Raw genomic sequence first — 13,223 nt, forward strand, 5'->3', positions numbered from 1 at the left:
GAATTGGTTGCGGGAGCTGGATTTGAACCAACGACCTTCGGGTTATGAGCCCGACGAGCTACCAAGCTGCTCCATCCCGCGTCAATAGTGCCGCTGCAAGCTATTTGAGTTTGCTGCGTTAACGAGGCGTGCATACTATAGTATTTGTTTTAGATTGCAAGTATAAAATGAACTTTTTATTTCGTTTGTTGGTTTAATAATCAACTTGGTTAAAATATTCTCAAATCCATCAAAAAATCTCTCTTTAGACTAAGTCAAATTGATTAACTGAACTATATTTAGCAAAATTGTAAAAATTAATTTTTTTGAATATCAAAAAAATAAGCTCTAAGTTTTAATGATTTAGCTGGTAAGACCACTATCTTGTGTTAAAATATTGTAATTGTTGAATCGAAAAATGTTCAGTTGAGCGCAATCAAACCGCTTTTTGCTGCGTAGGAGTTGTTATGAATCGACCTGAGGCTCTTGGATTTTGTAAGTCAGCTATTGCTGCTAGCTTATTAAGTTCTCTTTCTGTTTCCGCTTTGGCTTCACAATTTGAAGTTGCCGGACTTGATATTAGTTTTGACTCTACTTTTACGGTGGGCACCAGTTATCGGGTTGAAAACCGGGATTGGTCTTTAATTGGTAAGAATAACCAGCCTAATGTGAACTGGCAAAATAAGCAGGGTCCTTATAATGCGGTTTTAAATCCCGTTTATACTCCTAGTGATGTGTGGAGTCAGCCGGGTTCTTATTCTGCAAATGGTGATTTAGCGAATCTTAATCATGATCCCGGTAAAGCTTTTTCCCGCATGATCTCCGGCTCGCATGAGTTAGATATTAATGCAGGCGACTGGGGATTTTTCAGCCGGTTTATGTATTTTTATGATCAGGCCGCTTCGCAGCATAAAGAATGGAAACATCCACTCACTGGTGAATATTACGATTTATGTGCTGATAAAAAAGCAAAAGAGCGTATTTGTCAGGATTTTCGCTTTTTAGATGCTTTTATTTATGGCCATTTTGATATTGGCGATATGCCTGTTTCGGTAAAACTGGGTGATCAGGTGGTTAGCTGGGGTGAAAGTACATTAATTGCACATGGCATTAATGAGATTAATCCAGTCGATATTGCCAGATTAAAAGCGCCGGGGGCAGAGTTAAAAGAAGCTTTTATTCCGGTTGGTATGTTGTGGGCATCAATTGGTTTAACCGATAATGTTTCGTTAGATGCCTTTTATCAATACGAATGGGAAGAAACTATTCTACCCGCCGCAGGCAGTTATTTTTCAACTAACGATTTTGCGGGTTATGGTGGTTATTATAACAATGTGCAAATTGGTTTTACTCAGCATCCGGACATTAATACCGAATATTTAGTTAATCAGATGAATACTTTTGCTAAGGGTTATTTATCCAACAATATTGATGATATTAACACATTAGTTGCGCAGATGGGCGCAGCAACGCCTGAGCAGCAACAAGCGTTAGCGCAGCAGTTTTATCAGATTACCGCACCTTATTATTTATTTGGTACTAAAACGGCCATTCGTGCACGCGAAAGTAACGGTGATATAAAACCAAGTGATGGTGGCCAATATGGTTTAAAATTGGGGATTTATGCGCCTGATTTAAACGATACTGAATTTGGCTTGTATTATATGAATTATCATAGTCGCCGTCCGGTTATTTCGGGGCGAGCAAGTAATTTTGAGGTTGCTAGTATTTATCAGGATATTCAATATTTATTAGCGAATAATATAACTGATAAAAACTTTCAGGATTTAAAAATATTTACTCAGGCCTATTTAGAATATCCTGAAGATATTCAATTATATGGTTTTAGTTTTAATACTAGTTTGAATGAAACAGCCATTGCTGGTGAGTTAACTTACCGCCAAGACGAGCCGCTACAAATTGATGATGTAGAGTTGTTATATGCGGGTATGCCGGAGCAACTAGCCAATGCAGGGTTAAGACCTGAACTGGCTGGTATTTCACAAATGGATTATGTGCCATCTGGTGGTACAGCCAAAGGTTATATTTTACGTGATACGATTCAGGCTCAGGCGACTGTTACTCATTTATTTGGCCCAACTTTTGGGGCTGACTCTCTAGCTTTGTTAGCTGAAGCCGGGATTGTGCAAATTCAGGATATGCCAGAGTATGATGAACTGAGATTAAATGGACCGGGCACAGCGAGAGGTGGCGTTTTACCAGTTAATCAAGGGTTAATCTCTGCAATTTCAAATGGGATTGAAACAACGCCGTTTCCAACTGAAACGTCATGGGGTTATCGAGTATTAGCTCGTTTGGATTATAATAACCTCTTTTATGGGATTAATGTTCAGCCTAAAATAGTTTTTTCGCATGATGTAAAAGGGATTACACCTGATCCTATGTTTTTATTTGTTGAAGATCGCCAATCAGCGGCACTCAGTGTGAATTTTGATTATCAAAAAACTTTGGGTCTTGAACTAAGCTACAATGCTTTTTGGGGTGGTGTAGGTCAGAGCAATGGTTTTTCTGACCGGGATTATGTTTCGTTAAGCATTAAGTATTCGTTATAAACCAGATTATCAAAAGGTTGTATTATGAAACGCAAAATTTCTATGGTAATAAGTTTATTGGCTTTAAGTGTTGCATCTAATGTAGCACAGGCTAAAGTTTCTGAGCAGCAGGCTGCACAACTCGGTAACAGTTTAACGCCAATTGGCGCAGAACAGCAGGCTAATAAAGATGGTTCTATCCCTGCATGGCAAGGTGGTATTACTCAGCCGCCGGCGGGTTATAAAGTAGGTGATCATCACCCAGATCCATATAAAACAGATAAAGTTTTATTTGAGATCACTAGCAAAAATTATCAGCAATATCAGGCATTTTTAACCCCGGGACAAATCGCTTTATTTAAAGCTTATCCGGATACTTTTAAAATGCCTGTGTATCAAACTCATAGGTCGGCTTCTCAACCTAGTTATATTTACGATGCAACAAAAGTTAATGCAACGCGAGCACACTTAATTGAAGATGGTGAAGGTGTATCTGGCGCTGCAATTGGGATCCCTTTTCCAATTCCACAAAATGGCTTAGAAGCTATCTGGAACCATATTTTAAGATTCCGTGGTACTGATATTGCGCGTTGGGGTGGACAGGCTGCACCTACTGCATCAGGTGATTACACCATGATTGGTTTTGAAGAAGAAGTGATGATGGATTACTCGCGTAAAAATGCAACACCACAAGAGTTGGAGCAGGAAAATGTTATTTCTATGCTCAAGCAAAAAGTTACCTCACCATCGCGTTTAAAAGGTACGGCATTATTAGTTCACGAGACTTTAAATCAAATTAAACAACCTCGCCAAGCATGGACTTATAACACAGGCCAGCGACGTGTTAGAAAAGCACCAAATATTGCATTTGATGCACCGGGTACTGCGTCTGACGGATTAAGAACAACGGATGAGTTTGATATGTTTAATGGCTCTCCAAGCCGTTATAACTGGACTTTAAAAGGCAAACAGGAACTTTATATTCCTTACAATAACTATGCACTTCATCAACAAGGTATTAGTTATGATGATATTTTAAAGCCGGGTCATATTAATCCTGATTATACCCGTTTTGAAAAGCATAGAGTTTGGGTGATTGAGGCAGAGTTAAAACCTAATATGCGTCATATTTATAAAAAGCGTGTATTTTATATAGACGAAGATAGTTGGCAGATTTCGGTTGTTGATACTTACGATAACCGGGATGAGTTATATCGGGTTAACTTTACTTATGTTGTGAACTATTACGAAGTACCTACTTTGTGGAGTACATTAGATGTTTATCATGACCTTAATTCACGCCGTTATTTGGCGCTAGGTTTGGATAACAACGAAAAAATGTATGATTTTAATGTTGAGTTGGATAAAGGAGATTTCACCCCTCAAGCGTTAAGACGTGAAGGCATACGTTAATTTATCATGCTTAACTATTTTAAAACCTTTCTTTTGCTTTGCATTAGCTTGCTAATGCAAAGCGCTTTTGCAACTGACCTAACTCAGATCAAATCCTCTTTATTATTAGATATTACCTCGTTAGATCAGCAAAACTTAATTGCTGTTGGTGAACGAGGACACATCTTAACCAAACAAGTTAACTCTGACTGGCAGTTAAAAAATTCGCCAACCGACAATACGTTAACTGCGGTTTATGCTATTAATAAAAATGATATTTGGGCTGTTGGCCATTTAGGCACAGTTTTACATAGCTTGGATGGTGGCGAAAGCTGGCAAATTAGTTTGCAACTAGAAACGAATTCTCCTTTTTTAGATGTGATTTTTTTGACGGCTGAACACGGTATTGCAATTGGCGCTTATGGTTTGTTTTATCGTACCCAGGATGGCGGTGAAACTTGGCAAAAAGAAATTCATGCCAGTATTTTATCGGTAGACGATCAAGCTTATTTAGATGAAATAAAACAAGATTCTCCTGAGTTATTTGATGACGAAGCGGCTGCGCTTCAACCCCACTTGAACCGGATTAAATTACTTGAAGATGGTCGCTTAATATTGGTAGGCGAATTAGGGTTAATTGCAATAAGCGATGATTTTGGTCATAGCTGGCAAAGGCTTGAGGATATTTACCAAGGTTCGTACTTTGAAGTGGGAGCAAATAATCAGGTATTGGTTGGTGGTTTGCGCGGTCATCTGTTTGCTAGTGAGCTTAATGCAGCGCAAGGTTTTGATTGGCAGGAAATTGAAATCACCGAACCGGTCAATATTAACTCTGTGTTAGCGTTAGATAATAATCGCTGGTTATTAATGGGCAACAGCCAAACTGTTTGGATTTGGCAAGCGCAAACTCAAATTGCAAAACCTTTAGTTAAGCTCAAAAGTAAAGCGGTATTAAACGGTGCAATTTTAAATGACCAGATTTGGTTTGTCGGTGATAAAGGGTTAGAAGCCATCAACAAATCTGTTTTGTAAGTTAAGAGGTTTATTTTGTCGCGACTTATTTTAGCTGTTCAGCAGTTTATTTTTAGCCAGCGTAAGTTGATTGTTGGCTTTTTTGCTCTATTAACCATTGTCTTAGCTTATTTTGCTAGCCAAATAAAACTGGATGCCGCTTTTACCAAAAATATTCCGCTTAAGCATCCTTATATGCAAACATATTTAGAGTATGCTGAAGATTTTGGTGGCGCTAACCGGGTGTTAATTTCGGTGTGTGATTCGTCTGGTGATATTTATCAGCCGGAATTTTTTGATAAGTTAAAAAAAATACATGACCAACTATTTTTTATTCCCGGTGTTGATAGGGCGCAGGTGTTATCTTTATTTTCACCAAGTGTCCGTTTCACCGAAATAGTAGAGCAGGGGTTTACTGGCGGGCCAGTTATTCCTGCAAATTTTGTGAATGACCAAAAAGGCTTACAAGTTGTAAAACGTAATGTTGAAAAGTCGGGTCAGGTTGGGCGTTTAGTCTCTAATGATTATAGCTGTGCTATGGTGGCTGCTCAGTTGCTGGACTTAGATCCCACTACTCACCAGCCGATTGATACCATTGAGTTTGCTAAACAGCTTGAGCAGGATATTCGCGGTCAATTTGAAACGCCAGCGCACACAATTCATATTATCGGCTTTGCTAAAATGGTTGGCGATGTAGCATCCGGCGCTAAAGAAGTTGTGATGTTTTTTGTTGTCGCAATTTTAATCACCTCAGTTTTGGTTTATCTGTTTTGCCACTCACTTAGGCTTATGTTATTCCCCGTTATTTGCTCTGTTGTTGCTATGATTTGGAAGTTGGGGATTTTATCTTTACTCGGATTTGGGTTGGATCCTATGTCTATTTTGCTGCCCTTTTTAATCTTTGCGATAGGGGTAAGTCATGGCGTGCAAATGATTAATGCAATAGGGAAAAACGTTGCCAGCGGAATGCAAAGCATAGAGGCTGCTAAGCTAAGCTTTAATAGTTTATTTTTAGCAGGATTTGTTGCGTTATTATCTGATTGTATTGGCTTTATCACTATTTTAAGTATTGATATTGGCGTTATTCAGGAGTTGGCAATTGCGGCTTCAATTGGGGTTGGGGTGATTATTTTAACCAATCTGATTTTATTGCCTGTACTGGTGTCTTTTATTCAGTTTTCACCGCGTTATTTGGAAAAGTCTCAACATAGCCGTAGCGAAAAATTTTGGCCTTATTTAATCAAATTAACTCACCCTAAAGTTGCGGTTGGGGTAGTGATTACGGCTGCCTGTTTATTTGGCTTTGGTTATTGGCAAGCTCAAAATCTTAAAGTGGGTGACTTACATGCAGGCGCACCTGCTTTGCATGAATCGTCCCGTTATAATCAGGATACATTTTTAATCACGGATAAATTTGAAGTTGGCGTTGACATTTTATCAGTAATTGCTGAAACCGAAGCCGATGCTTGTACTCAATATCCGGTGATGAAAAATATTGATGATTTTCAGTGGGCTTTAACTCAGTTGCCAGCCGTGCAGTCGAGTGTCAGTTTAACCTCTATCACTAAGGTGATTACAGCAGGCTATAACGAGGGGAATTTAAAATGGCAGATACTTCCAAAAGATAGTGCTACCTTGGCGCAATCTGTTTCTAGGGTATCAACCGGGACTGGTTTGCTTAATACTGATTGTAGCGCAATGCCAATCATTTTGTATTTGGCTGATCATAAAGCTGAAACTATTGAGCAAGTGGTAGACGCGGTTAAAGCACAAAAAAGCCAATATGAATTAGATAACCTTAGCTTTAAATTAGCATCTGGCCCGGCTGGGGTCATGGGGGCAACCAATGAGGCGGTAAGTGCAGCTCAGTTACCCATGATGTTATATGTTTATGCAGCTGTGTTTATTTTGTGTTTATTGAGCTTTAAATCATTGAGGGCAACGATTGCCGTGGTTTTACCTTTATATATAGTATCGACTTTAGCTCAGGCATTAATGACTTATTTGCAAATAGGGTTAACTGTTTATACGTTGCCGGTTATTGCACTAGGGGTTGGTATTGGTGTGGATTATGGCATTTATATATTGTCCACAATGTCAGCAAAATTAAAGCAAGGCTTTTCGTTAAATCAGGCGTATTTGGATGCATTAAAAGAACGCGGCAGTGCGGTTATATTTACCGGGTTAACGCTGGCGATTGGGGTGAGCACTTGGTTATTCTCTGCGCTGAAATTCCAAGTGGATATGGGGGTTTTATTAACCTTTATGTTTATTGTTAATATGCTGGCGGCGGTGATTATTTTACCTGCACTATGCCGGATATTTTGGTGGAAGCGTTAAGTGTAAATAGCTTTAACTATCGTAAGATTATACGGTTGGTTAGAGCGGTTTAATCATGCAGATTTTCTGATGTAGCGCTCAGATTTGGCAGCTAAAAAAACAGCTCAATGAAAACAAAAAAGGCTCGCATTGCGAGCCTTTTTGATTACTAACTTTTGGTTATTAACAACCAATACTATTCAAGACTACAAGCAACACACAGCGCATAATGACCTTTAGGATCATTCCACTGGCTTAATTCATTATAATCTTTAACGACTTTATTGATTTGTTTTTGCAATGCTGTTTCTACTTTGATTTCTGGTGAACTGCTGGCCCAACTGCTGACTTGACCAAAAATCTCTTTTATTAACTGTTGTTGTGGACTAAGTTCTTGCTCAATTAAAGTAGTAGAAAATTGATCTAAACCAGCAAGATCAGCAGCTGACTCAACAGCCTGATTTAAATTACCCAGTTTATCTACTAAACCTAACCCAAATGCTTGCTCGCCAATCCAAACTCGGCCTTGGGCAATTTTATCGGCATCTTCCAGCGTCATATTTCTGTGTTCAGAAACTAACTGTAAAAATCTTTGATAAGCTCGTTCTGTACTTTTTTGTAAAATTTGACCAACTCTTTCATCCAGTGCAATGGTTGGCGTTAGCGGTGGCCATTCTGTTGTGCTGACACCATCGGTATGAATTCCTAAATAATCTAGGGTATTTTCAAATGTCATTAACATGCCAAATACACCAATTGAACCTGTGATTGTGGTTGGATGCGCCCAAATTTCGTCTGCACTACTGGCAATCCAATAACCGCCCGATGCTGCAACAGAACTCATGGATGCAATAACCGGTTTATTGGCTGCTTGTAATAAATCTATTTCGCGGCGAATAACTTCGCTCGCAAACGCGCTGCCGCCTGGGCTATCTATACGTAACACCACAGCTTTCACTTTGTCATTTAAGCGGGCTTTTTCAAGCAATTTGGCTGTGCTGTCGCCACCAACTGTTCCGGGTTGTTGTTTGCCATCCAAAATATTGCCAGAGGCAACAATAATCGCTACCTGATTTTCAGTGTTTTGATTAAATAAAGGTTTGCTTAATCCCAAATACTGTTGGAAATTAACTTGATTATAACTGCGTTTATTGTCTGTCCAGCCCACTACATTAGCGATTGTTTGCTCTACTTCTTCACGGGTTTTTAAACTGTCCACCCAGTGATTATTCAGCGCATATTGGGCAAAATCATAATTAGATTGCTCAAATTTTTCGCTGAAAACAGACAATTCTTCATCAAAGTTTTTTAAGTCTATGTTTCTGCGTTTAGCAACATCTGTTTTATAAATATGCCACAGTCTTGAAAGCCATTCCTGATTAGCCGTTTTAGCTGCATCACTCATATCATCTCTGATATACGGTTCGACAAATGATTTGTAAGTGCCGACTCTAAATACATGGGTAGATACTTTTAATTTTTCGAGTGCTGATTTGTAATACAGACGGTAATTACTAAAGCCGTCAAGTAAGACAAACCCCATTGGATGCAAAATGACTTCATCGGCATAACTGGCTAAATAGTATTGGTTTTTAGTGTAGTAATCGCCAATTGCATAAACCGGTTTACCAGCAGCTTTGATTTGATTTAATTTATCACCAATTGCTTCAAGCTTGTTGACACCAGCGCCGGAGAGCTGTTGTAAATCTAACACCACGGCTTTAATCCGGCTATCTTGTTTGGCTGCATCTAAAACCATTAATACATCTGATAGCAAGGTTTCTGCCGGTTGCTCTGGTGCGCCACTGGCTTGCATCATTAAGTCATCTAACGGATTTACAATTTGTTTTTGCTCAACAATATTACCGGATAAATTTAAAACCAGAGCGCTGGAAGCCGGAACAGTAAATTGTTCTTTATCTGCGGATAACGCAATAATTACAACAATTAAAATTCCAAAAAAAAGTAAATTGATGATGAGTTTTCTCGTAAAATTAATGCTTCCCCATAAGGCGGAAAACATTCTTGAAATTCCACTTTTACTTGCCATATTGCCTCATATTATTTGATTTGTTTTTTGGCTATGTTAACTGGTTGTTTTTTAAAGTGGTAGTCTGGGGAAAGATTAAATTCGATTTTAAATTAATTTATGATGAAATAATAAATATCGCACGACTCTATCAGCTACAGGACTTTACAGCATGCTTAGTTGGCAAGAATTAACCAAATCTTACACTTTAACCTTAATCCGGCTTTTATTGGTGTTAATTTGCATTGTCATATTTTTATTTATATCGCCACAAGGCATGTTTAGTTGGTTGGTGCTGGCGGGTTATTTAGTTTGCCAGATTATTTTGCAGTTTGTTAAATGGAAACAGGCTTTGGTGATTTCTCACTGGGTTGATTTAATTGGCTTTAGTTTGCTTTTATATTTAAATGGCAGTGCAATGAACGGGGCTATTTCTATTTTATATGTGCCGATTATTTCAGCCTCTATTTTATTATCGCAGCGCTTGGCATGGAGTATTACCGCTGGTGCAATTGCAGCGTACTCTTGGTTAATCTGGCAGGCTAGTTTTCATTCACATCATCATGCTATGGCTGAACATTTACAAGGGATGTGGCTGACATTTGTTTTTTCTGTGATTGCAATGACTTGGTTTATGTCTGCCCAACGTTTGAGGTTAATTCGCCAGCGTAGTGAAATTTCTAATTTAAAAGAGCAACAAATGCGGGATGAGCAAATTTTGGCAGTGGCAACTTATGCCGCTAATACCGCACATCAGTTATCTACACCTTTATTTACGATTGGAATGTTAGTTGATGAGTTAAAGTTAATTTTGCAAGAAAAACAGCAAGACAAAGTATGTGCCGATTTATTAGTGCAATTATCCGGACAACTGGATAATTGCCAACAAACAGTTAAACAGATAGCTCAGCAAGCTAAGCTTAATACTCCCGAGCAAATTAAAGCTAATGATTTTATGTTGCACATTTGCAAGTTATGGTGGAATCGCCGTAATGAAATTCAACTAAATACGCAATTTGCTGATGAATTAAATGATTATACAATTTTGACTGACCTTAATTTAGAAATGGCAATTTTAAACTTATTAGATAACGCTGCGGATGCCGGGTTAGCTAAATCTAGTAGTCAGATTTTATTAACTGCGGAAATTATTGGAAATAACTTATTTATTTCAATTCAGGATTATGGCTCTGGTTTTGATATGAACAAAATGGCAGCGTTAGGTTTAGATACGGTATCCGAGAAAAACTTTGGCATGGGAATTGGGTTGATTTTGGCTAATGCGGCAATTGAACGGAATAATGGCGAGATTATTTTAATTAATAATGATGACGGAGCATTAACTCAAATTCGTTTGCCGTTAAGTGGGTTGTAAAATGAAAAATAAGTTATTGATACTGGATGATGATCTGGTATTTGCGCAAACCCTACAGCGCCAATTTGAGCGGGTCGGTTATTGTGCTGAGATAGTACACAACTGCCAAGCAGCACTCATCGCAGCAAATAAGTTAAAGCCGAATTTACTACTGCTTGATTTAAATTTAGGTACCGAATCCAGTTTATCTTTAGTTGAGCAACTCAGAACTCAATTGCCTGATAGTATCATTTTTATGCTGACTGGATATGGCAGTATCGCAACTTGTGTTAATGCGATTAAATCGGGGGCGGATGATTATTTAACCAAACCGATGAGCTTTTCTAAGCTTTTAGAAAAAATAGAGGCTGAGTTAAAAATGAAAACTGGATTTCAGCAAAATGAAGTTTTGGCTGATCTCAATGAAGATAAATTATTAGCGCCCATGTCTGCATCACAATTAGAGTGGGAGCATATTCAAGCGGTACTAACTGCTAATGCCGGTAATATATCTGAAACTGCTCGCCAACTTAATATGCACAGGCGAACTCTACAACGCAAACTGAATAAGAAAGCAGTATTTCGTCAGTCTGATAATATTAAAAAGGGGTAAACTTTGGAATCAGCATGCGATAAGTTAAACCTTGACCTGGAACACTTTCAACCTGAACTTGTCCTTTTAATGTTTGTTTCACTAAATTATATATTATGTGAGTGCCTAAACCGCTACCGCCTTGGTTAGCTTTAGTGGTAACAAATGGTTTGAAAAAGTTAGAAAGAGATTGTTTATCTATACCTTTTCCGTTGTCTTGGTAAATAATTTCGACTGTTTGAGAGTCTGAGTCTGCAATGGATATGTTGATCTCTCCATTAGGTTTTGATTCAAAACCATGAATTAAGGAGTTCATAACTAAATTCGTGAATATTTGTGATATGGCACCTGCGGGACAACTCATTTCAATTGTTTTATCGCATGTAAAGTTAATTTTATGCTGGGTGTTTTTAAATTTTGGTTTGAGTGAATGTAGTATTTCTCCTACATATTCCTTTATTTCTATCGTTCGTATCGCTTCACTTGCTTGGTCAACCGCAATTTGTTTGAAACTTGAAATAAGCTCCGTTGCCCGTTTTAAGTTTAGGTCTATCAAATCAACACTTTCATTTGCATCATCAATAAATTTTTTTAATTGACTTTGAGTTAAATTTTTATTGCTTAGTGAGCTATTTATTATATTTAGTTGCTCAGCTAAAAAACTATTAGCAGTAATACTTATTCCTATAGGAGTATTAACATCATGAGTTACTCCTGCAACAAGACTGCCTAATGTAGACATTTTTTCTGATTCTAATAATTTACCTTGGGTATGTTTGAGCTCATTTAAGTATATTTCAAGCTCTGATTGTTTAGCTAATAGCGCTTGTTCTGATTGTTTTTGACTTTCTATACCCATGGCGAGCTGGCTTTGATTTTCTTCCAATTGCTTCTTCTGCGTTTCAATATTTATCATCATCCGACTCAAGTGAGCCGTTTTTTTAGCAACTTCATGCTCTAACAATAAATTTTGTTCATCAAGTTTGTTATTGGCTTCTAATAATTGCTTGTTAGCTTTGTCTAATGCGTCCCCATAGCCTACTAGACGGTTAATGAGATTATTGTAGGCATTTTGTAAGATGGTTAACTCATTTTTTTCAACTGAATTAATCGTTAATTTTGATTCTTCTAAACGATCTATATCAAAATTTTGGACCTGTTCAGTTAGTTCATGCAATGGGCTACTAAGTAATTTTTTAAATGTGAACCAAATAATTGTAAATAAACAAATAGTAATAAAAATAGATTTAAAAATAAGTAAAATAAGAGGAAAGCCCATTCGAGCAAAAATAACTTTATTTGATGAAAATAAGCTGACAAACCCTACATCAACGGGGCGACCACCAAATTCAAAAATGAGTGGGGACTGATAACCAAATAAGCCTTTTTGATTTTGGTGAATGAATAAACTGCCACTGTAATTTAAATTATCTTTTTTTTCGACATGTTCGATATAGTTCCCTAATTGGATTATTGAATGTCTATTTTCATCTTCAATTTTAACTCCTTCAATTATAGGCATAGCTAATAAGCCTTGTGCTAAGGATATAGTTTGTTGGGTATTAAGTTCCCAAATTGACCGAGTTAAGCTACTGCTGATAGTTGCTTGTAATGTTTTTAGTTCATCTTGGATATGAGATTTTGTTGTATAATATTCACTGGTAATTTGGATCCCTGTGATTGAAACAGTCAAGATTATATAAATAGTTAAAACTTGAGTTAATAATTTCCTAGAAAGACTAATCGATTTCATTTGTTATGCTCAAAAAATGAATTAATACAAATATAGAATGCATAACAGGTTTAAGCGAAGATAAATGAAATTTGCTTTTTAAAATTCATTATTCAGCTTGAGCTGTTTAATTAATCGGCGTTTTTAATAGGTTTTGTACGTTAATTGACCGAACGATTAAAAAAAAGAAATAAATTCAAAAAAAGCGTTGACGGGGTTTGTTTTGTCCCTATAATGCGCCCCCACAACGCAGCGACACGCAG

The 13,223-nt window shown here is 37.5% G+C and carries 8 protein-coding genes and 1 tRNA gene; 6 read left to right on the forward strand and 3 right to left on the reverse strand.

The genetic code is table 11. From position 1 onward, the window contains the following. Positions 1–4: 4 nt before the first annotated feature. Positions 5–81, reverse strand: a tRNA-Met gene (locus tag N7931_RS18320). 365 nt (positions 82–446) lie between these two features. On the opposite strand from N7931_RS18320, the gene N7931_RS18325 reads away from it, so the two are divergent. The 4 genes from N7931_RS18325 to N7931_RS18340 are packed head-to-tail and all read left to right on the forward strand — an operon-like array spanning position 447 to position 7,274. Next, positions 447–2,552: a DUF1302 domain-containing protein gene (locus tag N7931_RS18325; protein ID WP_262795794.1), complete on the forward strand. Its 2,106-nt coding sequence runs from the start codon at positions 447–449 to the stop codon at positions 2,550–2,552. Between the two features lie 24 nt (positions 2,553–2,576). Further along, a complete protein-coding gene (locus N7931_RS18330) occupies positions 2,577–3,944 on the forward strand; it encodes a DUF1329 domain-containing protein (RefSeq protein ID WP_262795795.1) in 1,368 nt (455 codons plus the stop codon). Positions 3,945–3,998: 54 nt separating this feature from the next. Beyond that, the gene (locus N7931_RS18335) at positions 3,999–4,955 is read left to right on the forward strand and encodes a WD40/YVTN/BNR-like repeat-containing protein (RefSeq protein ID WP_262795796.1); all 957 of its coding nucleotides are present in this window, start codon (positions 3,999–4,001) and stop codon (positions 4,953–4,955) included. Positions 4,956–4,970: 15 nt separating this feature from the next. Beyond that, positions 4,971–7,274, forward strand: a complete 2,304-nt coding sequence (locus N7931_RS18340; protein ID WP_262795797.1) for an efflux RND transporter permease subunit — start codon at positions 4,971–4,973, stop codon at positions 7,272–7,274. Between the two features lie 175 nt (positions 7,275–7,449). Here N7931_RS18340 and sppA read toward each other — a convergent pair whose 3' ends face one another. Next, positions 7,450–9,303: a signal peptide peptidase SppA gene (gene sppA / locus N7931_RS18345; protein ID WP_262795798.1), complete on the reverse strand. Its 1,854-nt coding sequence runs from the start codon at positions 9,301–9,303 to the stop codon at positions 7,450–7,452. A gap of 151 nt (positions 9,304–9,454) precedes the next feature. Between sppA and N7931_RS18350 the strand changes: the two genes are divergently transcribed. Both N7931_RS18350 and N7931_RS18355 read left to right on the forward strand, forming a co-directional pair. Continuing rightward, positions 9,455–10,657 (forward strand): sensor histidine kinase, encoded by a 1,203-nt coding sequence (locus tag N7931_RS18350; protein WP_262795799.1) that lies wholly within the window; start codon positions 9,455–9,457, stop codon positions 10,655–10,657. A 1-nt stretch (position 10,658) separates the two neighbouring features. Then, positions 10,659–11,249, forward strand: coding sequence for a response regulator transcription factor (locus tag N7931_RS18355; protein WP_262795800.1), 591 nt, complete (start codon positions 10,659–10,661; stop codon positions 11,247–11,249). Here N7931_RS18355 and N7931_RS18360 read toward each other — a convergent pair. Then, positions 11,236–12,981 (reverse strand): sensor histidine kinase, encoded by a 1,746-nt coding sequence (locus N7931_RS18360; protein WP_262795801.1) that lies wholly within the window; start codon positions 12,979–12,981, stop codon positions 11,236–11,238. The genes N7931_RS18355 and N7931_RS18360 overlap by 14 nt on opposite strands. Positions 12,982–13,223 lie beyond the last annotated feature (242 nt).

Source organism: Catenovulum sp. 2E275 (genome assembly GCF_025515275.1).
Classification (GTDB): Bacteria; Pseudomonadota; Gammaproteobacteria; order Enterobacterales; family Alteromonadaceae; genus Catenovulum.